21 protein-coding genes are annotated in these 20,653 nt (G+C 66.4%); 12 read left to right on the forward strand and 9 right to left on the reverse strand.

All coding sequences use genetic code 11. The features are described from left to right. Window positions 1-14 precede the first annotated feature (14 nt). From ACQ4WQ_RS20410 to ACQ4WQ_RS20425, 4 genes are read left to right on the forward strand one after another with little or no spacing between them, the layout of a single operon-like run. Window positions 15-1,031 (forward strand): sulfonate ABC transporter substrate-binding protein, encoded by a 1,017-nt coding sequence (locus tag ACQ4WQ_RS20410; RefSeq protein ID WP_436499545.1) that lies wholly within the window; start codon window positions 15-17, stop codon window positions 1,029-1,031. 12 nt (window positions 1,032-1,043) lie between these two features. Beyond that, the gene (ssuD, locus tag ACQ4WQ_RS20415; protein ID WP_436499547.1) at window positions 1,044-2,204 is read left to right on the forward strand and encodes an FMNH2-dependent alkanesulfonate monooxygenase; all 1,161 of its coding nucleotides are present in this window, start codon (window positions 1,044-1,046) and stop codon (window positions 2,202-2,204) included. 1 nt (window position 2,205) lies between these two features. Further along, window positions 2,206-3,006: an aliphatic sulfonate ABC transporter permease SsuC gene (gene ssuC / locus ACQ4WQ_RS20420; RefSeq protein WP_436499549.1), complete on the forward strand. Its 801-nt coding sequence runs from the start codon at window positions 2,206-2,208 to the stop codon at window positions 3,004-3,006. A 17-nt stretch (window positions 3,007-3,023) separates the two neighbouring features. Beyond that, window positions 3,024-3,866, forward strand: a complete 843-nt coding sequence (locus tag ACQ4WQ_RS20425; protein WP_436499551.1) for an ATP-binding cassette domain-containing protein — start codon at window positions 3,024-3,026, stop codon at window positions 3,864-3,866. Here the strand turns inward: ACQ4WQ_RS20425 and ACQ4WQ_RS20430 are convergent. Next, the gene (locus ACQ4WQ_RS20430; RefSeq protein WP_436499553.1) at window positions 3,811-4,533 is read right to left on the reverse strand and encodes an HAD-IA family hydrolase; all 723 of its coding nucleotides are present in this window, start codon (window positions 4,531-4,533) and stop codon (window positions 3,811-3,813) included. The genes ACQ4WQ_RS20425 and ACQ4WQ_RS20430 overlap by 56 nt on opposite strands. A gap of 55 nt (window positions 4,534-4,588) precedes the next feature. Then, window positions 4,589-5,044 (reverse strand): META domain-containing protein, encoded by a 456-nt coding sequence (locus ACQ4WQ_RS20435; RefSeq protein WP_326456861.1) that lies wholly within the window; start codon window positions 5,042-5,044, stop codon window positions 4,589-4,591. A 150-nt stretch (window positions 5,045-5,194) separates the two neighbouring features. On the opposite strand from ACQ4WQ_RS20435, the gene ACQ4WQ_RS20440 reads away from it, so the two are divergent. The 5 genes from ACQ4WQ_RS20440 to ACQ4WQ_RS20460 all read left to right on the forward strand — a co-directional run bounded on the left by ACQ4WQ_RS20440 (window position 5,195) and on the right by ACQ4WQ_RS20460 (window position 10,284). Beyond that, window positions 5,195-6,130, forward strand: coding sequence for a hypothetical protein (locus tag ACQ4WQ_RS20440; RefSeq protein WP_436499555.1), 936 nt, complete (start codon window positions 5,195-5,197; stop codon window positions 6,128-6,130). Beyond that, on the forward strand, window positions 6,127-7,596 hold the full coding sequence (gene pdxR / locus ACQ4WQ_RS20445) for a MocR-like pyridoxine biosynthesis transcription factor PdxR (protein WP_436499557.1): 1,470 nt from the start codon (window positions 6,127-6,129) through the stop codon (window positions 7,594-7,596). Before ACQ4WQ_RS20440 ends, pdxR begins: the two co-directional genes overlap by 4 nt. Window positions 7,597-7,689: 93 nt before the next feature. Next, window positions 7,690-8,892 (forward strand): benzoate/H(+) symporter BenE family transporter, encoded by a 1,203-nt coding sequence (locus tag ACQ4WQ_RS20450; protein WP_326456858.1) that lies wholly within the window; start codon window positions 7,690-7,692, stop codon window positions 8,890-8,892. An 85-nt stretch (window positions 8,893-8,977) separates the two neighbouring features. After that, window positions 8,978-9,709 (forward strand): CPBP family intramembrane glutamic endopeptidase, encoded by a 732-nt coding sequence (locus ACQ4WQ_RS20455; protein ID WP_436499559.1) that lies wholly within the window; start codon window positions 8,978-8,980, stop codon window positions 9,707-9,709. A 32-nt stretch (window positions 9,710-9,741) separates the two neighbouring features. Then, window positions 9,742-10,284 carry a gamma carbonic anhydrase family protein gene (locus ACQ4WQ_RS20460; RefSeq protein WP_326456856.1) on the forward strand — a complete coding sequence of 181 codons (543 nt, stop codon included), beginning with the start codon at window positions 9,742-9,744 and terminating at the stop codon, window positions 10,282-10,284. Here the strand turns inward: ACQ4WQ_RS20460 and ACQ4WQ_RS20465 are convergent. From ACQ4WQ_RS20465 to ACQ4WQ_RS20495, 7 genes are all read right to left on the reverse strand, one after another. Continuing rightward, a complete protein-coding gene (locus tag ACQ4WQ_RS20465; RefSeq protein WP_436499562.1) occupies window positions 10,257-11,201 on the reverse strand; it encodes an acyl-CoA desaturase in 945 nt (314 codons plus the stop codon). The two genes, ACQ4WQ_RS20460 and ACQ4WQ_RS20465, sit on opposite strands and share 28 nt — an antisense overlap. Further along, on the reverse strand, window positions 11,198-11,515 hold the full coding sequence (locus tag ACQ4WQ_RS20470; protein WP_326456854.1) for a DUF3144 domain-containing protein: 318 nt from the start codon (window positions 11,513-11,515) through the stop codon (window positions 11,198-11,200). The genes ACQ4WQ_RS20465 and ACQ4WQ_RS20470 overlap by 4 nt, the downstream gene beginning before the upstream one ends. Window positions 11,516-11,582: 67 nt before the next feature. Continuing rightward, complete coding sequence (locus ACQ4WQ_RS20475) at window positions 11,583-12,077, reverse strand: gluconokinase (protein WP_414654709.1); 495 nt, start codon at window positions 12,075-12,077, stop codon at window positions 11,583-11,585. Between the two features lie 8 nt (window positions 12,078-12,085). Beyond that, window positions 12,086-12,589 carry an outer membrane lipoprotein YfiB gene (yfiB, locus tag ACQ4WQ_RS20480; RefSeq protein ID WP_326456853.1) on the reverse strand — a complete coding sequence of 168 codons (504 nt, stop codon included), beginning with the start codon at window positions 12,587-12,589 and terminating at the stop codon, window positions 12,086-12,088. Between the two features lie 16 nt (window positions 12,590-12,605). Beyond that, window positions 12,606-13,865 (reverse strand): diguanylate cyclase DgcN/YfiN, encoded by a 1,260-nt coding sequence (dgcN, locus tag ACQ4WQ_RS20485; protein WP_326456852.1) that lies wholly within the window; start codon window positions 13,863-13,865, stop codon window positions 12,606-12,608. A gap of 8 nt (window positions 13,866-13,873) precedes the next feature. Further along, window positions 13,874-14,452, reverse strand: a complete 579-nt coding sequence (gene yfiR, locus ACQ4WQ_RS20490) for a regulatory sequestration protein YfiR (protein ID WP_436499565.1) — start codon at window positions 14,450-14,452, stop codon at window positions 13,874-13,876. 193 nt (window positions 14,453-14,645) lie between these two features. Continuing rightward, complete coding sequence (locus tag ACQ4WQ_RS20495) at window positions 14,646-16,298, reverse strand: Na+/H+ antiporter (protein WP_326456850.1); 1,653 nt, start codon at window positions 16,296-16,298, stop codon at window positions 14,646-14,648. A gap of 176 nt (window positions 16,299-16,474) precedes the next feature. Here ACQ4WQ_RS20495 and ACQ4WQ_RS20500 point away from each other — a divergent pair, with 176 nt between their 5' ends. Genes ACQ4WQ_RS20500 through ACQ4WQ_RS20510 form a run of 3 tightly spaced genes read left to right on the forward strand, consistent with a single transcriptional unit; the run spans window position 16,475 to window position 20,568 of the window. After that, a complete protein-coding gene (locus ACQ4WQ_RS20500; protein WP_436499567.1) occupies window positions 16,475-17,773 on the forward strand; it encodes a c-type cytochrome in 1,299 nt (432 codons plus the stop codon). Between the two features lie 16 nt (window positions 17,774-17,789). Further along, window positions 17,790-18,257, forward strand: a complete 468-nt coding sequence (locus ACQ4WQ_RS20505; RefSeq protein WP_070218230.1) for a (2Fe-2S)-binding protein — start codon at window positions 17,790-17,792, stop codon at window positions 18,255-18,257. Further along, window positions 18,250-20,568 carry a xanthine dehydrogenase family protein molybdopterin-binding subunit gene (locus tag ACQ4WQ_RS20510; RefSeq protein WP_436499570.1) on the forward strand — a complete coding sequence of 773 codons (2,319 nt, stop codon included), beginning with the start codon at window positions 18,250-18,252 and terminating at the stop codon, window positions 20,566-20,568. Before ACQ4WQ_RS20505 ends, ACQ4WQ_RS20510 begins: the two co-directional genes overlap by 8 nt. The last annotated feature ends 85 nt before the right edge of the window (window positions 20,569-20,653 follow it).

The raw sequence follows: 20,653 nt of genomic DNA on the forward strand, positions 1-20,653 counted from the left end.
ACCAAGGAACCGCCATGACACACCGCCACGCACAACGCCTCTCGCGCCGTACCACTCTGGGCCTGCTGTTTGCCGCCGCTGCCGGCGTGATGGCGGCCGGCATGCCGGCCGCGGCACAGGCGCAGGCCAAGGGAGAAGTACAGGTGCAGGTGCAGGTGCGTATTGGCTACCAGAAATACGGCACCCTGACGTTGTTGAAGGGGCGCGGCACCTTGGAAAAACGCCTGGCCGAACAGGGCGTGGGTGTGAAATGGACGGAGTTCCCGGCCGGCCCCGTGCTGCTGGAAGGCTTGAACGTGGGCAGCATCGATTTCGGCACCGTGGGCGAGGCGCCGCCGATCTTTGCCCAGGCGGCCGGCGCCAACCTGGTGTATGTCGGCAATGAGCCGGCGTCGCCCGCCAGCGAAGCCATCGTCGTGCCCAAGGGATCCGGCTTGCGCACCCTGGCCGACTTGAAGGGCAAGAAGATCGCCCTGAACAAGGGCTCGAACGTGCATTACCTGTTGTTGAAGGCGCTGGAAAAGGCGGGCGTCGCCTACGCCGACATCCAGCCCGTGTTCCTGCCGCCGGCCGATGCGCGCGCCGCCTTCGAGCGGGGCAGCGTGGACGCCTGGGCCATCTGGGACCCGTTCCTGGCCGCCGCCGAAAAGCAGCTGGGCGCCCGCGTGCTGGCCGATGGCAAGGGTCTGGTGGCGAACTACCAGTTTTATCTCGCCTCGCGCACGTATGCGGAAAAAAATCCCGAAATCCTGCGCATCGTGCTCGACGAGGTGGCCAAGGTCGATGACTGGGGCCGCAACAACCCGGAGGAAGTGGCGGCGATCCTGTCGGCACAGACTGGGCTGGGCAAGGAAGTCGTGGCGCTGGCCGCTACGCGCTATGCGTATGGCGTCAAACCCGTCTCCGTCGACGTCATCGCCTCGCAGCAAAGGGTGGCCGATGCGTTTTCCGCTCTGAAGCTGATTCCGAAACCGATCGTCGTCAAGGATGCGCTGCTGCCGGCGCGCCAGCTGGCCACCAGCGCAAAATAAGGAACAAATATCATGTCATTGAATGTCTTCTGGTTTATCCCCACCCATGGCGACAGCCGCTACCTGGGCACCTCGCAGGGCGCGCGCCCCGTCGATGCCGATTATTTGCGCCAGGTGGCCGTGGCCGCCGACACGCTGGGCTACGACGGCGTGCTGCTGCCCACGGGCCGCTCCTGCGAAGACGCGTGGGTGGTGGCGTCGTCGCTGATCAGCGTGACGCAAAAGCTCAAGTTCCTCGTGGCCGTGCGCCCCGGCCTGTCCACGCCCGGCCTGGCCGTGCGCATGGCGTCCACGTTCGACCGCCTGTCGAACGGCCGGCTCCTGATCAACGTCGTCACGGGCGGCGACCAGGGCGAGCTGGAGGCGGACGGCCTGTTTGCCGACCATGCCAAGCGCTACGAGATTTCCGATGAATTCATCAAGGTCTGGCGCGCCACCCTGGCGGGCGAGGGCGGCGCGGCCGGCTACGACTTCGAGGGCGAGCATATCCAGGTGAAGGGCGCGAAAACCCTGTATCCGCCCGTGCAGAAACCGTATCCGCCCCTGTATTTCGGCGGCTCGTCGGAACCCGCGCACGAACTGGCGGCCGAGCAGATGGACGTGTACCTGACGTGGGGCGAGCCGCCCGCCGCCGTTGCCGAGAAAATCGCCGACATCCGCGCGCGCGCCGCAAAAAAAGGCCGCACGGTGCGCTTCGGCATCCGATTGCACGTGATCGTGCGCGAGACGAATGAGGCGGCCTGGCGCGCGGCCGATGAACTGATCAGCCACCTGGACGACGATATCATCGCCAAGGCGCAGGCGGCATTCGGCAAGATGGATTCCGTGGGCCAGCAACGGATGGCGGCCCTGCATGGCGGGCGGCGCGACAAGCTCGAAGTGTCGCCCAACCTGTGGGCCGGCGTGGGCCTGGTGCGCGGCGGCGCGGGCACGGCCCTGGTCGGCGACGGTCCGACCGTGGTGGCGCGCATGCAGGAATACGCGGACCTGGGCATCGACACCTTCATTTTCTCCGGTTACCCGCACCTGGAAGAGTCGTACCGTTTCGCCGAACTGGTATTTCCGCTGCTGGGCAAGGGCAAGGCCGTGGGCGAGCAATCCTTGAGCGGCCCCTTCGGCGAAGTCATGGCCAGCAATATCGTGCCGGCCGCGCCGCAGAAAAAGGCGGCCTGAGATGGCGACGGCCGCCGTCAAGAGGCTGCCCGGCACGCCCCGGCCTTCGCTGCGTCACGCGCTGGCGCCATGGGCCTTGCCCGTGGCGCTGCTGCTGGCCTGGCAGCTGGCGGCGCAGTGGGGCTGGCTGTCGAGCCGTATCCTGCCCGAACCGTGGGCCGTGGCGAAGGCTTTCTGGCATCTGGCCGGGTCGGGCGAATTGTGGCTGCACCTGAAGACGAGCTTGTGGCGCGCGACGGTGGGTTTTGTCATCGGCGCGGGACTGGGCTTGCTGCTGGGTCTTTTGACGGGCAGCTTCCGCCACGCGGAAACCCTGCTCGACACGACATTGCAAATGGTGCGCAACATCCCGGCATTGGCCCTGATTCCGCTGGTGATCCTGTGGTTCGGTATCGACGAGACGGCGAAACTCTTCCTGCTGGCCCTCGGCGTCTTCTTTCCCGTCTACCTGAACACCTTCCACGGCATCCGTTCTGCCGACCAGGGCTTGATCGAAATGGCGAAAAGCTATGGCTTGTCCGGCTGGCCTTTGTACCGCGACGTGATCCTGCCGGCCGCCATGCCGTCCATCCTGGTCGGCGTGCGCTTTTCGCTGGGACTCGTGTGGGTGCTGCTGATCGTCGCCGAAACCATCTCGGCGCAGGCCGGCATCGGCTACATGACCATGAATGCGCGCGAATTCTTGCAAACGGACGTGGTGCTGGTGGGGATACTGCTGTACGCCTTGCTGGGCAAGCTGGCCGATTTGTTCTCGCGCCGGCTGGAACGCCACTGCCTGCGCTGGAATCCCGCTTACCGCTAATGATTGAAGAGGACACCATGCTGCTCGCCCCCATCCAGATCGAAACGGATTTTTTGTCGCATTTCGTGCAGTACGACCCGGCCAGCGCGCCGCCGCAGGCGAAGACGGCGCCATCCACCCCTTTGCAACGGCGTGGCGTCCCCTTGGAACTGGCAAACCTGAGCAAATCCTACACCAGCCGCCCCGTGCTGAAAAACGTCGACCTGCAGCTCGAGGCGGGCGAATTTGTCGCCATCGTGGGACGCAGCGGCTGCGGCAAGAGCACCTTGCTGCGTTCGATCGCGGGACTGGAAAGCATCGATGAAGGCAGCGTCGCCATCGGCAGCGGTGTCGGGATGCCCGACATCCGCATCATGTTCCAGGAATCGCGGCTGCTGCCGTGGAAGACGGTGCTCGACAACGTGGCCCTGGGCTTGCCCCGTTCCATCGGCGCGGCGGCCGCCTCGCTGTGGACGGTGGGCCTGGCCGAGCGGGCGGACGACTGGCCGTCGGCCCTGTCGGGCGGGCAGAAGCAGCGCGTGGCGCTGGCGCGTGCGCTCGTGCACGAGCCGCAACTGCTGCTGCTCGACGAGCCCTTGGGCGCGCTCGACGCCCTGACGCGCATCGAGATGCAGCAGCTGATCGAGTCGCTGTGGCTGGCGCGCGGTTTCACGGCCGTGCTGGTGACGCACGACGTGGCCGAAGCCGTGGCGCTGGCCGACCGCGTGCTCTTGATCGAGGATGGCCAGATCACCATGGACGTGCAGGTGGACTTGCCGCGCCCCCGTCAGCGCGGCCATGCTGCCTTCGCCGCGCTGGAGCAGGCTATCTTGTCGCGGGTGCTGCAGCCGCAGGGTCAGATGACTGTGCCAGCACGATGAAGCCATCGCCATCGACGGTCGCCACGATGCCTTCATAGCTGGCGATGGCCGGATGGCGCGTGGCCAGCGGGTGCGCATGCGTTGCGGTGACCACCATGACTTTCGCGCCGGCCGCTTCTCCCGCCTCGATGCCGACCGAGGCATCTTCGAAGACCAGGCAATCCATGGGCGCCACGCCCAGTTTTTGCGCCGCCAGCAGGTAGCAATCGGGTTTTGGTTTACCCGCCTTGACGTCTTCCGCCGTCACCATGATGGCGGGTATCGGCATGCCGGCCGCCTTCAGGCGCGCCGTGGCCAGCGCGCGCGGCGCCGAAGTGACGATGGCCCACTGCGCGGGCGGCAGCGACGTCAAAAAACGCAGCGCGCCCGCGATTTCAATAATCCCTTCCACATCGACGATTTCCGCATCCGTGATGCCCTGCGACTCGCGCTGCGCATCGACGCCGGGCAAGCGCAGCTTGGCGATGGTGTCGACCGAGCGCGCGCCATGGATGGTGGGCAGAAAGGCCGCCACGTCGAGGCCCTGGCGCTGCGCCCAGGTGCCCCAGATGCGTTCGGCGGCGGCGATGGAATTGATGACGGTGCCGTCCATGTCAAAAAGAAAAGCCCGGTAGCGGCCGGCGGCCGATGGCAATGATGGAGACGACGGCGAGGGCAGTGCGGACATGGCTTCCTTCCAGATGATGGGCTGGAAGCCATTGTAACGGCAGCCGGTTTTTATTTCACAGGTAGACCGATTCAAAGCGGGCCACGGGCGCGCCATCCTTGAGCAGGATCAGGTACTCGCCTTCGAAACGGTAGCCCGTCACGCTGTTCAAGTTGGCCAGCACGGCGCTTTCCAGCTGCATCAGCGGCGGCGGGCAGGCCATGCGGGTGCCGGCCAGCTGCGTGAAGCGCAGGGCCGTGCCGGCCAGCGTGTAGCCGCCCATGACCTGGTTGCAGCCCGTAAAACCATGGACCTTGCCATCGTCGGTGAGGGTGATGCGCACTTCGCGTTCCTGCTCCGGCGCCATCGTCACGGGGGCGCCATCGAGCTGCGTCAGCTTCCAGTAGGTATTCGTCAGGCTGTACGTGGGCGTCAGGCCCGTGTCCGGCCTGGCGCTGTCGGAGGTGGCGGCGCAGCCGCCGGCCATGGCGATGGCGGCGGCGAGGGACAGGTATTTGAGGTGATGCAGCATGGAAGGCTCCTGTGAGGGGTGGAATGCCCGCAGACTAGCAGGTTTTCCGTGCCGTTCAGCGCACGGCAGCGGCGATTGTTTCCATTTTGCCAGTCCTGGCATTAAACTCATGCTTTCTATTGTTTTAACCTTGATCGGGGAGCCGGGCCGATGCTGCAAGCGCAAGCGCTGGATAATCGACTGGTCGCCACCACTGGCGACGACGTGCTGGTCGACCGCATCGTGCCCGGCGCGCCGCTGGTCATCGCCTTCGGCTTCGTCTCGTGGACCACGCGCCCCGCCTTCGATTTTTACGGGCGCCTGAGAAAGCTCGAACAGGCCAGCGGGCAGCCGCTGAACAAGATCCTCGTGCGCGATTCGGGCAATGCCTGGTACCACCGCCGCATCGCGGGGCTGGGCAATCATGTCGACGAAACGGCGCAAGCCTTGCGCGATCTCGTGCGCCGCATCGCGCCAAGTCAGGTTACCACCGTCGGCCAGTCCATGGGCGGGTACGCGGCCGTCATGTTTGGCTTGCTGCTGGACGTGCAGCAGATCGTCGCCTTCGGGCCCTTGTCCTTCCTCGACGTGCAGCAGGCGCGCTTGTACCATGAGCTGCGCTGGCTGCCCGTGATGGAGTCGCTGGCGCAGGACCCGCCGCTCTCTGGTTACTATGACCTGGCGGCCCTGTGCCGCGCCAGGGCGACCGGGCATACGCGGATGCACCTGGTGTTCGGCACCCGTCCTGACGCGGCCAATCCTGGCGCGGGTGCCAGCGAATCGGTCAACCTCGACGCCATGCACGCGCAGCGCCTGGCCGCCTTCGGCCGCTGCACCCTGCATCCGTTTCCCCAGTCGGGCCACGCGGTGGTGCAGCACCTGATCGACACAAAGCGCATCAATGGTCTGCTGGCCAGCTGCATACTCGGTCTCACCTTGGACGATGAACCGATGCCGGAGATCGGCGCCGCCTGGCAGGACTGGGTGGCGGAAAACCTGCGCCTGGGCTGCGCCGGCGAACAGCTGGTGGCGGTGCTGCAGCAGCACGGCTTTTCGCTGGCCAGCAGCACGGCGGCCGTGGATGCGGCCCGCGCCAAGGCCATATGACGGCGCAGTTCGAACTCGACACCCTGAAAATCCGCATCGCCGCCCCAGAACTGGCGGCGCTCGACCTGCGCGTGCGGGTGCAGCGCGCGCTGCGCCAGCTGATACTCGACGGCGTGCTGGCGCCCGGCCTGCGCCTGCCGGCCACGCGCGCGCTGGCGCAGTCGCTGGGCGTGTCGCGCGACACGGTGGAAATGGCGTATGCGCAGCTGCGTCTCGATGGCTATCTGCGGCGGCAGGCGGGATCGGGCAGTTTCGTCTCGCCGACGATAGGCGCGAGCTTGCTGGGCAAGCTTGCGATGACGCTGCCGTCCTTGTCCGCGCAGCCGGTGGCGCTCAGCGCGCGCGGCGCGCAGATACTCGCCAGCGGCGGCGTGGCCGACCAGCAAAGCGTGAAGGCGTTTGCCACGGGCTTGCCGGAAACGCGGGCTTTTCCGCTCGACGTGTGGGAGCGCTTGCGGCGCCAGGCGGCCAGCGAACACCACGTGCTGCTGCACGGCGACCCGCAGGGGGCCGAGCCGCTGCGCCAGGCCATCGCCGACTATGTGAACCTGGAGCGGGGCGCGCGGGCCACGGCCGGCCAGGTGCTGGTGCTGAGCAGCACGCGCCAGGCCCTGTACCTGTGCGCGCAGGTGCTGGCCGACGCGCATGGCCCCATCCTGATGGAAGATCCCGGCTATTTCGGCGCGCGCAAGGCGTTCGAGATGGCGCAATTGCAGATCGTGCCCGTGCCCGTCGATGCGCATGGCTTGTCCATCGACCACCTGCGGGCGGACCGCAGCGGGGCCAACACGATTTACGTCACGCCGTCGCATCAGTACCCGACGGGCGCCACCCTGGCGCTCGAGCGCCGCCTCGCGCTGACCGCCTGGGCTGCCGAGCGCCAGGGCTGGATCATCGAGGACGACTACGACAGCCAGTTCCACTATGCCGGCTTGCCGACGGCTTGCGTGCAGGGACTCGACGCACAGCAGCGCACGATTTACCTGGGTACCTTCGCCAAGTCGCTGTACCCGGGACTACGCATCGGCTACATGGTGCTGCCGCCCGCGCTGGTGAAGCCGATGACGTATGCGCGCAGCATCCTCGATGGCCACACGCCGCAGCTGGACCAGCTGACACTGGCCCGTTTCATCGCCGATGGCCATTTTGCGGCCCATCTGCGCGCCATGCGCAAGGTCTACGCCGTGCGCCGCGATGCGATGGCGCAGGCCGTCCACCGGCACCTGCCGCACGTCGTCACGGCGCAGCTGCCGCCGGGCGGTTTGCAGATGCCCTGTCTGCTGCACGAGGGCAGGGACGAGCTGGAGACGATACGCCTGGCGGCGCAGGCGGGCATCGTGCTGCCGGGCCTGAGCCGCTTGTACGCGACGCGGCCGGAGCGCGGTGGCTGGCTGCTGGGCTTTGCGGCGCTCACGCCGCACGAGATCGACAGCGGCATCGTCCGCCTGGCGCGCGCGCTGGGGTGAGTGCAAGTGGTCTGTTATATGTAAATAAATTGGCCTGCCTGGGCAGTCCATGTGGCCATTAAGATGCTCCCTTTCAATGGCAGGGGCATAGACATGACACCAACCACCATCACCGCTATGGCCGACCGGGCGCGCTGGCGCGACCTGGCATCGCCCATCATGGCGGCTTTCATCTCCGTCCTCGTCAACTATGGCGGCACCTTCGTGCTGGTGTTCCAGGCGGCCCAGCTGGCCCAGTTGAGCGCCGCGCAGACGGCGTCCTGGGTCTGGTCGCTGAGCATCGGCGTGGGCGTGACGGGCATCTGGCTCAGCTACCGCTACCGCGCACCCATTATTACGGCCTGGTCCACGCCCGGCGTGGCCTTTCTGGCCACCGTCATGCCGCACACGCCGTATGCCGAGGTGATCGGCGCCTATATCATTTCCGCGATCGCCTTCATTCTGCTGGGCATGTCCGGCGCCTTCGAGCGCCTCGTGCGGCTGATACCGGGCGGCATTGCGGCGGGATTGCTGGCCGGTATCCTGCTGCAGTTTGGCGTCAACGCGTTTGGCGGCGCCAGCGCCGATCCCGTGCTGGTCGTGGTATTGCTGCTGTCGTACGCCGTGCTGCGCCGTTTCACGGCACGTTTTGCCGTGGTGGGCATCATGCTGATCGGCCTGGTTCTGCTGCTGGCGCAGGGGCGCATCGATGCGCAAGGCATCGAACTGGCCCTGGCCGCGCCCTTGTTCGAGATGCCGCGCTTTTCCGTGGCGTCCCTGCTGGGCGTGGCGCTGCCCTTGTTCCTGATCACGCTGACGGGCCAGTACATGCCCGGCATGCTGGTGCTGCGCAATGACGGTTATCAGGTCAGCGCCAATCCGATTTTGACGGTGACGGGCCTCGGTTCGCTGCTCATGGCGCCGTTCGGCGCGCACGCCTTCAATGTGGCCGCCATCACGGCCGCCATCTGCACGGGCAAGGATGCCCATGCGGACCCGTCGAAGCGCTATGTGGCGGGCCTGGCTTGCGGCGTGCTGTATATCCTCGTGGGCATCTTTGGCGTCACCCTGGCCAGCCTGTTCATGGTCTTGCCGCGCCCCTTCATCACGGCGCTGGCGGGCCTGGCCTTGCTGGGCGCCATCGGCAACAGCCTGGCGCAGGCGATGGCGGACGTGCGCATGCGCGAAACGGCCTTGATTACTTTCCTGGCGACGGCCGCGAACGTGACCCTGCTGGGCGTGGGCGGCGCCTTGTGGGGACTGGCGGCGGGGCTGGCCGCGCATGCGCTGATGCATGGCTGGCGCAAGGCGGCATAGCAAGACAGGTTGCCCATATTGCCAGCCGCCGCATACAATTGCTGCGCCCGTGCCCGTTGGCACCGTCCTTTTCCCGATGTGAGCGATGGCCGACCTGACTTCCCTGGCGCAGTACCTGCTGGCGATCACGCCCGCTTTCCTCGTCTGCGCCGCCTTGCTGCTGGCCATTCCCCGGACGGTGCCGCTGCTGCGCGTGCTCGTGCATATCCTTTTTTTCGTGCTGGCGCGCGATGCGATGACGGCGCACGGCTACTGGCGGGTGGCGGCGGGCGGCTTGCGCTTCACGGCGCCGCCGCCGGTCTTGCTGGCGCTGGGGGTCATGTCGCTGGGGCTGGTGGCAAGCACGTGCTGGCTGGAAAGCGCGGCGCGCCGCCAGATCCGCTGGCTCGGCATGCGCCCGGCCCTGTCCATGCTGCTGGGCGTGGCGGGCGCGTGCGTGATCGTTGCGCTGGCGACGGGCTTGAAAGCCGCGTTCGGCTTGCCGTCACTGGCGCCCGTCGCGCCATCCACGTTGCCCTTGCTGCTGGGCTTTGCGCTGGCGGCCAACTGTTATGAGGAATTGCTGTTCCGCGGCTTGCTGCAGCAGCAATTGCGCGCCTGGCTGCCGGCCTGGCGCGCGGCGCTGGTGTCTGGCCTGCTGTTCGGCCTGTGCCACGCCTTTCTCGCCACCACCGTCACGCAGGTGGGCGCGCCCATCGTCGTGTTTACCGTGATCGAAGGCGTGGTGGCGGGGCTGGTATATTGCCGTGCCGGCTTGCTGGGCGCATCACTGGCGCATGGCCTGGCCATTTTTGCGCTGGCGGCCGGCTGGGTATGAATGTTTACTAACTAATGAAAAGCGAGAAAGCCATGCCTGTCAGTTCCTACTTGAATACCCGTCCCGTCGTGGGCGAGCGCGTCTACTTGCATGACACGGCGCAAGTGATTGGCGACGTGCAGATCGGCGACGACTGTTCCATCTGGTGCAACAGCGTGCTGCGCGGCGACGTCAACCGCATCGTCATCGGCGAGGGCAGCAATATCCAGGACTTTTCCATGGGCCATGTGTCGCACAGGAATGCGGCCAAGCCCGATGGTTCGCCCTTGACCATCGGCAAGTACGTGACCATCGGTCATTCCGTGATTCTGCACGGCTGCACGATTGGCGACGAATGCCTGATCGGCATGGGCAGCATCGTCATGGATGACGTGGTGGTGGAAAAGCATGTGATGCTGGGCGCGGGCAGCCTGGTGTCGCCGGGCAAGGTACTGGAAAGCGGCCATCTGTACGTGGGCCGTCCCGCCGCCAAGGTGCGCCCGCTAACCGAGGCGGAGATCGCCTACCTGCGCTATTCGGCCGAGCACTATGTGCGCGTCAAGAACAATTACCTGGCCGGCGGGGACGCGGCCTGACCGCCAGCGCCATCAAGGCGGCGCAGTTCCGGCCGCGGCGCCAGGTCTTGCGGCAGGCGCAGGCCTGACACGAGGCCCAGGCGCCGCAAGAGCAGCAGCATCCACCAGCCCGGGTCCCATTCGCCCGGCAGCAGGCCCAGCCTGGCCGAGCCCGGATACGCGTGATGGTTGTTGTGCCAGCATTCGCCCATGGTCAGCAGCGACGTCAGGCGGATATTCTTGCCTTGTACGGCGGCGCCGTCGACATGAAAGTGCATGTACCCATGGTTGTGGGCGAAGTAGCCGATCAGCCAGTGGCCGAGCACGCCGGCGCTGACCCGCGCGCACACGCCCCAGCAAACCAGGCCCCAGCCGCCCCAGGCGAAGAACAGCAGGGCCCACGGCAGTTGCTGCAGCATCCAGGTTCTTTCCAGAACACGGTAAAAGCGGTCGTGCCCGATGCGCGGCTCGATGGCGATGTGCGGCGGATGGTCGAGATCGAGGCGGCAATGCAGTTGCCACCAGGCGTCGCGCCAGAAACCGGCGCCGTGGCGCAAATAGGGATGGCAAGCGGGCAGGCGCTGGGCGTAGTCGCGCAGTTCGTGCTGGCGCAGCAGGTCCAGCGGGCCGCTGAGGCCCACCAGCACGCCCAGGTAGACGAGTACATATTCCAGCCATGGCGGGCATGCAAAGCTGTCGTGGATCAGTTTTCGGTGGCTGCCCAGCGAATGGCCGAACAGCAGGACGATGGCCGTGCCGGCCGCAAACAGCAGCAGGCCGGCCCAGCTGAAGAAGAGCAGGGCGCCCGTCACGGCGCCGGCCAGCATGGCTAGCAGCCACAGCGATTGCAGCGGCGCATAGCGCACCACGCCGTCCAGCACGCTGCCCGCGTGGGTGGCGCGGGCGCGATGGATGTCCAGGCTGGCTGCGGACCTCAACCCTTGGGGGCCGACGACGGTTGCGTGTACTTGTCGAAGTTGGTGATGTAGTCGTTGAAGTTGTCGGTCAGCATGCGCTTGTACTGTTCCGTGAAGAACGCCACGGCGCCTTCCTTCTCTTCCTGCATCTTGGCCACGTCGTTGCTCTTGCTGGCGACGAGGAAGGCGTTGAAGCGGGCGGCCGCGTACAGCAGCGAAGTGGCGACTTCATTGCCGCCGCTGTGCATGCATTGTTCATTGGCCAGGGCGATGACCTGGTCGGCGCGTTCCCAGAATTCCGGGCCCGGTGCTGGTTTGGTGGTGGGAATGGTCATAAAAATCCTTCATGAAAGTGCGCGCCAGTCTACACAGGGGGCCGGGGGCTGTCCAGCCGCGCGCCTGTCAGGGCGCTTGCAGGATCTGTGCGACCAGCACGGCCAGCGGCTGGCGGATGTCGAGCACGATGCCGGCCTCGTCCGCCTGCAGGGGTTGCAGGGTGGCCAGCTGGCTGTCGAGCAGGCTGGCCGGCATGAAATGGCCCGGGCGCTGCAAGCGGCTTTCGAGTACTGCGCGCGGGCCGTCCAGGTGGGCAAAGCGCAGGGCCGGATCGCCTTCGCGCAGCACGTCGCGGTAGGCGCGTTTCAGGGCCGAGCAGGAGACGACGAGGCCGCTGCCTTGCGCGCGGGCCGTGGCGATCCGGTCGCGCAGGGCGGCCAGCCAGCCTGCCCGGTCGGCGTCGTCGAGGGGGATGCCGGCGGCCATCTTGGCCACGTTTTCCGTGGAATGCACATCGTCGCCTTCCACGCAGGGCACGTGCAAGGCGTCGGCCAGCAGGCTGCCGACGGCGCTCTTGCCGCAGCCGGACACGCCCATCACGACCCAGCGCACGGCGGGCACGCCCACGTTCAAGGGGCCGAGACGATGACGGTCACGCGGCGGTTTTCCGCCTTGCCGGCCTTGCTGGCGTTCGATGCCACGGGCTTGCTCATGCCCAGGCCTTTGACGGTGATGTTGTCGCGTGGAATGCTCGATGCGCTCATCGCATCGGCCACCATATTGGCGCGCGCCAGCGACAGCTTGTTGTTGTACGCTTCCGTGCCTTCGTTGTCCGTATGGCCTTCCACGCGCATGTGCGTGATGCCCACTTTCAGCAGCGCGGCGCTGATTTTCTGGATGGCGGCCCGGCTGGGCGGCGTCAGCTTGGCGGCGTCGAATTCGAACAGCAGCTTGTCGGTGAAGCTCAGTTCCCAGCCTTCGTCCGTTTGGCGGAAGCCCTGTTCCTTCAGGGTGGCGATCTGTTCCGCATTGAACGGGGATTTCACTTCAGGCGTGCTTTGGCAGGCGGCCAGCAGGCCCACGAAGAACAGGCCGAGGAAGCCGAGACGTAATTGCTTGTAGATAAATTGCATGGTGTTGCTCCTTGGTTCAGGGGTGAGTATGGGGGTGTGGCAGCCGCGCTACCTGGCGCGTGCCGCGCTGCGCCTGCTTGGCGCGGTACATGGCTTCATCCGCCGCGCCCACCAGCGAGACGGCGTCGATGGCGTGATCGGGGAAGACGGCCACGCCGATGGTCAGCGAGCTGACGATGCTGTTGCCTGTCGGTAATTCAATGGCTTGCGCCATGGCGGCGATGATGTTGTCGGCGATGTGCATGGCGTCGCTGCTGTTGCGCAGCGGCTTGAGCAGGATGGCGAATTCGTCGCCGCCCAGGCGCGCCACCAGGTCGCCCTCGCGCAATTGCTGCTTGATGCGCGCGGCGATCGTCACCAGCACGCGGTCGCCCGAGGCATGGCCGAAGGTGTCGTTGATGTATTTGAAACGGTCGCTGTCGAGGAACAGCACGGCAACTTTTCCATTGCCGATCCGCGCTTCGAGGATGGCGCGTTCCAGCTCCGCTTCCATGAAGGCGCGGTTCGACAGGCCCGTCAGGCTGTCGTGGTTGGCACGGTGCGACAGCGAGGCGTTTTCCTTTTGCAGATGGCTTTGCCACGCTTCCAGTTCGTCGAGCAGGGCGTTGAAGTCGTCATTGATCTGGTTCAGCTCGGCGATGTTGGCCGGCGGCACGCGCAGTTCGAACGAGCGGTCGCGCCGCACGCGGTGCGCCGTTTCCGCCAGGTGGCGCAGGGGCGACGTGATCTCCGTTTCCATGCTGCGCGACAGGCGCACGGCAACGACCAGGCTCAGCACCAGGCAAGCGAGCAGGCAGGTCAGGCCGCTGAGCAGGAAGGGCAGCAGGCTGCGGCTGTGCGGCACCAGCTTGATGCTGCCGATGACCTGTTCATTGCGCGTGATGGGGAACGACAGCGACTCGGGCAGCATCCAGCCCGTCAGCGCGCGTTCGATGTAGTAGCGTGTGCCATGCTCGCCCCGTTCCCAGCGGGCCAGCACCGTGCCGGCCTTGTCGCTCACCTGCGCCTGGTCGATGTCTTCATTGACGCCGATCAGGGCCAGCGCTTCCCTGGCGGCGAAGGAGTCGCCAAAGACGACGGCCCCTTCCACCGTATAGCTCATCGAACGGGCCACCAGGCGCAGGTTCTGGTCCGAATACACGCGCAGGGCGAGCAGCGCCACGGCCGTCAGGGTCAGGCCGGCCGCCAGCACGGCGATCAGCGACACGCTCAGGTGGGCGCGCCGCAGCACGCTGTCGAGCGTGGGGCGGGGCCGGCGGGCTGGCCTATTGCTCATGCGGGCGTTCATGGCGGCGGTCCCTTGCGACGTGCAATTTGCAAGGCGTTCGGATGCACGCGCAGGCCGCTGCGGGCGATGGCGTCGAGGTTGACGTCAAAACCGATCTGCGCCTCGTTCAGGCGCAGGCAAAACATGGTACCCACGGCGCACGACGTGCCGGGCTCGGCGACTGACAGGATGGGTTTGCCGATGATCTGCGCCAGCAGATGCTCGCGTTCGCCGTCGGGCAGGCTGCCCAGGTAGGCGACGTCGCATTCGCTGGCCGCGCTTGCCGGCGCCGGGATTTTCACGCGGATGCGCGGTCCCAGGCTGGAAGCGGGGGTGTCGACGATGGCCGCCCCGTAGCGGGGTGTACCGAGCATGCAGACGCGCACTTCCTGGTGCGCCACGGGCCAGCGCACATAACTGATGATGCCAAACAAGACCTGGGCCACTTCGGCGGGACGCCTGGCGTCGGCCGCCGCGCCCGCTTGCGCCCAGGCGCATGGCGCCAGCGCGCTGCAGGCGAACAGCGAGGCCAGCAGGACGACGGCGAGCAGGACGGGCGGCGCGGAGCGCTGCCGGTGGCGGAGGGAGGAGGGCACGGCGTCGGTGTCTTTATGCAGGTCGGGGGCTATTCAAATAGTTACTCAGCAACACAGACTCTACGGAAGTCCCTGTCGAAAGTAAATCACGGCATGACGCCATCAACCTTGCATTATAAACACGAATATGAAAACTTGCATTCTTTACCATGAGAATTACTTGCCAACACTGCTTTGGCATGCCAGAGTGTTGCTATTCTTCCAATGTCGCTTCCAGCAAGTCGATTTCGCGCAGCAGGCGCAAGTGGATGGTGTCGTCCAGTTCGCCCGAAATGCGGCGGCGGAACAGCTCGTCGCGCTCCGCATTGAGCGCTTCCAGGCGCAGCGCGCGCTCGGCCTTGGCCAGTTCCTGCAGCCGCATCGCCTCGTCGTTGCTGCTTTCGCCATAGGCCAGGCGGCGCCGGTAGGCTTCGATCAGGCGGTTGGCCGCCTCCGTGACGACTTGCTGCTTGTCATTTTTGTCGATGCCTTCGCACACTTTTTCCAGCCGCGCGATGGCCGCTTCGGCGGCAGCGGCGCGGGCATTGCGCTCTTCCGTCGAACGGCGCGCGGGCGGCGCGAACACCAGGCCCTTGGTCAGCAGGGGCAGAGTGACGCTGGCCAGCAGCAGCGACAGCAAAATCACGCCCATGGCCAGGAAGATGACGAGGTCGCGCGCGGGAAAACGATTGCCGTCGGGCAGGAACAGCGGCAGGGTCAGGATGCCGGCCAGGGTCAGCGCGCCGCGCACGCCCGCGAACGACGCCACCAGCAGCAATCGCAGGCTGGGGCGGGCCAGCAGCGCCGCGTCCTTCGCTTCGCCTGCCACCTTCTTGTGGTGCTTGAACAGGGTCAGTTTCATCGAGATGAAGACCCAGATGAAGCGCATGAAGGTCAGCCCCACCGTGATGGCGATGACGAACAGGGGCAGTTTCCAGGCGCTGCCGGCGCCCACTTCCATGGAGGCGGCGGGCAGGCCGGCCACGGTGGCGGGCAGTTGCGCACCGAGCATGACGAAGATCACGCCGTTCAAGACCAGTTGCACCGTATCCCACACGGCCTTGCGCTGGGTGCGCGTGGCGGCCAGCGGGCGGCCGATCAGGTCGGCGTAATGCATGGACACGCCCGCCGTGGCGGCGGCCAGGATGCCCGAGCCATGGATTTGCTCGGCGCCCAGGTAGGCGGCGAACGGGATCAGGATGCTGATGAGGATTTGCAGGCCCGGCTCTTCGCCAACCTTGCTCACCAGCCATTTGTTCGCCAGGCCCACGCCCCACGAGATGGCCAGGCCGATGACGATGCCGCCGCCCGCTTCCTGCAGGAAACTCAGCGAGGCGGCGCCGATGGAAAAGCCGCCCGTCATCATGGCGCCCACGGCAAACGTGAAGCAGACCAGGCCCGAGGCGTCGTTGAGCAAGGATTCGCCTTCGAGGATGTGCATCAGGCGCGGCGGGATGGGATTGCCGGCGGCGATCGCCGAGACGGCCACGGGGTCCGTCGGCGAGAGGATGGCGCCCAGCGCGAAGGCGACGGCCAGCGGCACGCTGGGGATCAGCCAGTCGATGAAGAAACCCATGCCCAGCACGGTAAACAGCACCAGGCCGATGGCCAGCATCAGGATCGAGCGCGCATCGGAAAAAAAGGCGCCCTTGGGGATGCGCCAGCCATCGAGAAACAGCAGCGGCGGGATGAAGAGCAAAAAGAAAATGTCGGGGTCGAGCGGCACTTGCACGCCAAACAGGGCCAATCCCGTGCCGCCGGCGATCTGGATCAGGGGCAGCGGCAGCTTGACCCAGCGCGAGCGGGCGAGAAAGCCGCACAGGACGACGGTCAACACGAGAATGAGGATGATGGTAACGGTATGCATGAAGGAGCGGCGGCGTGCTGAAACGCTGATTATAAGGCGCAGCCCGCCTGCAGGCACCGACTGCGTGTCATTGCGTACATACAACAAGTCACAATCGCGGTAAGATTGTCGCAATCGCCTGCCGCCGCCGTCCGTGCGCGGCAGGCGTATGCTTAGCCTTTTACCGGACTCCTGTTTTGCTCAAGAAAATCTTCACCGGCTTGCTGCTGTTGCTGGCATTGCTCATCGTGGCGGCCCTGGCCGCCTACCTGGTTTACTGGCGCCCCGCGCTGGCGCCCATCGATCCGCCTGCCGTCACGGCATTTTCCCCGCAAGCGGTGGAGCGGGGCCGCATCCTGGCGGGCATGGGCAATTGCGCGGCCTGCCATACGGCCCAAGGCGGGGCCGAGTACGCGGGCGGGCACGGCCTGACCACGCCGTTCGGCACGATCTATGCGACGAATATCACGCCCGACCGGCAAACGGGCATCGGCCGCTGGTCGCTGGCCGCCTTCCAGCGGGCCATGCGCGAAGGCGTGGGCCGCGATGGCGCCCATTTGTATCCCGTCTTTCCGTACACCCATTTCAACCTGGTCTCGGATGCCGACCTGACGGCCTTGTACGCGTATTTCATGACGCGCCCGCCCGTGTACGCGGTGGCGCCCGCCAACAGCGTGCCTTTCCCCCTGAACTTGCGGCCGCTACAGGCGGGCTGGAAGCTGCTGTTTTTCAGGCCGGCGACGTATCAGCTTGATGCCGCGCAAGGGCTGGACTGGAACCGGGGCCGCTATCTGGCCGAGGGTCTGGCGCATTGCGCCGCCTGTCACACGCCGCGCAATGCGCTGGGCGCCGAGCTTGCCGGCTCGGTCTATCTGGGCGCGGCCATCGATCACTGGTATGCGCCAGCCTTGACCAGCGCCAACACGGCGCCCCTGCCGTGGACGCAGGACGAACTGTATGCCTTCCTGCGCACGGGGGCGACGGCCCTGCACGGCGTGGCGGCCGGGCCCATGTCGGCCGTCGTGCACGAGGGCATGGGCGCGTCGCCCGATAGCGATATCCGCGCGCTGTCCGTGTATTTTGCCGGCGTGGCCGGGGCGGAGCAGCGCAAGGTGGATGCGGATGCCGTGATCAAGGCCGGCATCGAACGTTCGCAGCGCGTCAGCCTGGTCGACAATGACCGTGGCGCCAGCCTGTACGTGGCCGCCTGCGCGTCGTGCCATTCGAACAGCGATGGAAAACCCGCGGCCCTGCGCCCGGAACTGAGCCTAAACAGCGCCGTCAGCGCGCCCGATCCCGCCAACCTCATCCAGGTGATATTGCACGGTATCGGCAAGGACGAGGCCATGTCCGGCGTGCTGATGCCGGGCTTTGCCGCCTCGCTGACGGACAACGACGTGGCCCAGCTGGCCGCCTATCTGCGCCGCAGCCGCAGCCACCAGCCGGCCTGGACGAACCTGGAAGCGGCCGTGGCGCGCACGCGCGCCGGCAAGTAACTCTTGAAAGTTTCTTATGTATAACATTACCGTGAATGGCCAGCCCTTCGGCACCGAGGCCGATGCCGAAACACCGCTGCTGTGGGTACTGCGCGACGAAGCCCATTTGAAAGGCACGAAGTTTGGCTGCGGCATCGGCATGTGCGGCGCCTGTACCGTGCACGTGGATGGGCGCGCCATGCGCTCGTGCATTACGCCGATTGCCGCCGTGGCCGGCTGCGCCATCACCACCATCGAAGGCCTCTCGCCCGATGGCACGCATCCGCTGCAGCGCGCGTGGCTTGCCACGCAGGCGCCCCAGTGCGGCTATTGCCAGTCGGGCCAGATCATGCAGGCGGCTACCTTGTTGAAAGACTATCCGCAGCCGACCGATGCGAATATCGATGCCGTCATGAGCGGTAACCTGTGCCGCTGCATGGCGTATGTGCGCATCCGCAAGGCGATCAAGCTGGCGGCCGGCATGCAGGAGGCGCCCGGTGTTTAAGTTGCCGAATGAAAATTCAGGGACCCGTCCCAGCTCGCCGGGCCGGCGCGGTTTCCTGATCGCCGCCGCCGGCACGGGGTTTACGCTGGCCTTCCTGCGCGCCGACAGCTCCTCGGCCGCTGGCAAGGCGGCGTCCGCGCCGCCCCTCAAGCCTGCCGTGCCCGTGTTCGATCCGACCATCTGGTTCGAGATCGACCGCGACGGCATCGTCACCGTCAATATCGCCAAGGCGGAAATGGGCCAGCACATCGGCACCGCCCTGGCGCGCATCGTGGCCGAGGAGCTGGAAGCGGACTGGAGCAAGGTACGCCTGCATTACGTCGATACGGACCCGAAATGGGGCTTGATGGTGACGGGCGGCAGCTGGTCCGTCTGGCAGAATTTCGATCCGCTCAGCCGCGCCGGCGCGGCCGGGCGCCTCGCGCTGGTGGAAGAGGGCGCGCGCCTGCTGCGCGTGCCCGTGTCCGCCTGCCACGCCCGGCTGGGCGTCGTGCACGGCCGGGGACGCTCGATCGGCTATGGCGACATCGTGCGCCGTGGCAAGCTGGCGCGCCAGTACACGCCCGAGCAACTGAAAGCCATCGTGCTGAAAACGCCGCAGCAGCGCAGGCTGATCGGCCAGCAGGTGCAGGCGCTCGATATCCCCGCGAAAATCAATGGCACGGCCGTGTACGGCATCGATGCGCACGTGGAGGGCATGCTGTATGCGCGCCCGAAGATACCGCCCACGCGCTACGGTGCCAGGGTGGTCTCCATCGACGACTCGGCGGCAAAGAGAGTGAACGGCTATCTGCGCAGCGTGGCGCTGCAGGACCCCAGCGGCACGGTGCCCGGCTGGGTCATGGTGGTGGCCGAAACCTATGCGGCCGCCATGCGCGCGGCCGAGCTGGTGCAGGTGAAATGGCGGGCCGGCGCGGCAGCCCACGTGTCGGAGCAGGATATCGTCAGCTATGCGGGCAAGCAGCTGGCCGATGCCGGCCTGGGCGCCCGCGTGGTCGACGATGATGGCGTGGAGCAAGCGTTCAAGGATGCCAGCCTGCAACTGGAACGCCACTACACGACCAGCACCGTGCTGCATTTCCAGCTGGAACCCGTGAATGCGCTGGCGCAGGAAATCGACGGCGTCTGGCATATCCATGCGGGCAACCAGTGGCAATCCTTGATCCTGCCCGTGCTGGCGCAGGCGTTGAAGGTGCCGGAGAGCAAGGTCATGCTGCATACCTATCTGCTCGGCGGCGGCTTCGGGCGGCGCCTGAATGGCGATTATTGCGTGCCGGCCGCGCTGGCGGCGCAAGCCGTGGGGCGCCCCGTCAAGATGATCTGCACGCGGTCCGACGATGCCCGTTTCGATTCGCCCCGTTCGCCCTCCGTGCAGCACGTTCGCATGGCGTTCGACGAGGCCGGCAAGGTGTCGGCGATGGTGCACGAGGCCAGCGCGGGCTGGCCCACGCAAGCGATGATTCCCGCCTTCCTGGCCAAGGATAAGCAGGGCCATCCGTATGACCCGTTCGCCATCGCCGGCGCCGACCACTGGTATGCGGTGGGCGCGCAGCGCGTGCGGGCCGTGTCGAACGACCTGGCCAACAGCAGTTTCCGCCCCGGCTGGCTGCGCTCCGTGGGGCCGGGCTGGACGAATTGGGCGGTGGAAAGTTTCATGGACGAGGCGGCGCAGGCGGCCAAGGTCGATCCGCTGGCGTTTCGTTTGTCCTTGCTGCAGGCGACGGGCCGCAATGGGGGCAGCGCGCCGAACGCCGTCGGCGGCGCCGCGCGCCTGGCCCACGTGCTGCAGCGGGTGGCGGACAAGGCGGGCTGGGGCACGGTCATGCCGCCCGACACGGGACTGGGCATCGCCGCCACGTTCGGCCAGGAACGCGACATGCCCACCTGGACGGCCTGCGTTGCCCGGGTGAAAGTGGACCGCAGCACTTGCATGGTGAAAGTCGAAAAGCTGTTCATGGTGATCGATGCGGGCAGCATCGTCGACCCCGATGGCGCGCTGGCGCAGGCGGAAGGGGGCGCCCTGTGGGGCGTGAGCATGGCCTTGCATGAAGGCACGGCCTTCCTGAATGGCGAAGTGAAGGATACCAACCTGAACACTTACACGCCCCTGCGCATGGCCGACGTGCCCGAGCTCGACATCGAATTCGTTGCTAGCACGGCAACTTCGACGGGCATGGGCGAGCCGCCCACGACGGCCGTGGCACCGGCCATCGGCAACGCCATCTTTGCCGCCGTGGCGTCGCGCGTGCGGCATTTGCCGATCCGCCCGGAAGCCGTGCTCAAGGGGCTGGACCGGCACGGCGCCGTCTGATGCGGGCGCAGGGCAAATTTGATGTGCGCCGCGCGTGAACGGACGCAGGCTGGTACACTGAGGCTTGCCGCTCAGGGCGCGCAGG

The organism is Janthinobacterium goodfellowi, assembly GCF_051380695.1.
Classification (GTDB): domain Bacteria; phylum Pseudomonadota; class Gammaproteobacteria; order Burkholderiales; family Burkholderiaceae_D; genus Janthinobacterium.

What these genes read in the sequence shown, in the direction of transcription:
- ACQ4WQ_RS20410 (WP_436499545.1), top strand. Translation starts at nt 15, where the DNA reads ATGACACACCGCCACGCACAACGCCTCTCGCGCCGTACCACTCTGGGC.
- ssuD (WP_436499547.1), top strand. Translation starts at nt 1,044, where the DNA reads ATGTCATTGAATGTCTTCTGGTTTATCCCCACCCATGGCGACAGCCGC.
- ssuC (WP_436499549.1), top strand. Translation starts at nt 2,206, where the DNA reads ATGGCGACGGCCGCCGTCAAGAGGCTGCCCGGCACGCCCCGGCCTTCG.
- ACQ4WQ_RS20425 (WP_436499551.1), top strand. Translation starts at nt 3,024, where the DNA reads ATGCTGCTCGCCCCCATCCAGATCGAAACGGATTTTTTGTCGCATTTC.
- ACQ4WQ_RS20430 (WP_436499553.1), bottom strand. Translation starts at nt 4,533, where the DNA reads ATGTCCGCACTGCCCTCGCCGTCGTCTCCATCATTGCCATCGGCCGCC.
- ACQ4WQ_RS20435 (WP_326456861.1), bottom strand. Translation starts at nt 5,044, where the DNA reads ATGCTGCATCACCTCAAATACCTGTCCCTCGCCGCCGCCATCGCCATG.
- ACQ4WQ_RS20440 (WP_436499555.1), top strand. Translation starts at nt 5,195, where the DNA reads ATGCTGCAAGCGCAAGCGCTGGATAATCGACTGGTCGCCACCACTGGC.
- pdxR (WP_436499557.1), top strand. Translation starts at nt 6,127, where the DNA reads ATGACGGCGCAGTTCGAACTCGACACCCTGAAAATCCGCATCGCCGCC.
- ACQ4WQ_RS20450 (WP_326456858.1), top strand. Translation starts at nt 7,690, where the DNA reads ATGACACCAACCACCATCACCGCTATGGCCGACCGGGCGCGCTGGCGC.
- ACQ4WQ_RS20455 (WP_436499559.1), top strand. Translation starts at nt 8,978, where the DNA reads ATGGCCGACCTGACTTCCCTGGCGCAGTACCTGCTGGCGATCACGCCC.
- ACQ4WQ_RS20460 (WP_326456856.1), top strand. Translation starts at nt 9,742, where the DNA reads ATGCCTGTCAGTTCCTACTTGAATACCCGTCCCGTCGTGGGCGAGCGC.
- ACQ4WQ_RS20470 (WP_326456854.1), bottom strand. Translation starts at nt 11,515, where the DNA reads ATGACCATTCCCACCACCAAACCAGCACCGGGCCCGGAATTCTGGGAA.
- yfiB (WP_326456853.1), bottom strand. Translation starts at nt 12,589, where the DNA reads ATGCAATTTATCTACAAGCAATTACGTCTCGGCTTCCTCGGCCTGTTC.
- dgcN (WP_326456852.1), bottom strand. Translation starts at nt 13,865, where the DNA reads ATGAGCAATAGGCCAGCCCGCCGGCCCCGCCCCACGCTCGACAGCGTG.
- ACQ4WQ_RS20495 (WP_326456850.1), bottom strand. Translation starts at nt 16,298, where the DNA reads ATGCATACCGTTACCATCATCCTCATTCTCGTGTTGACCGTCGTCCTG.
- ACQ4WQ_RS20505 (WP_070218230.1), top strand. Translation starts at nt 17,790, where the DNA reads ATGTATAACATTACCGTGAATGGCCAGCCCTTCGGCACCGAGGCCGAT.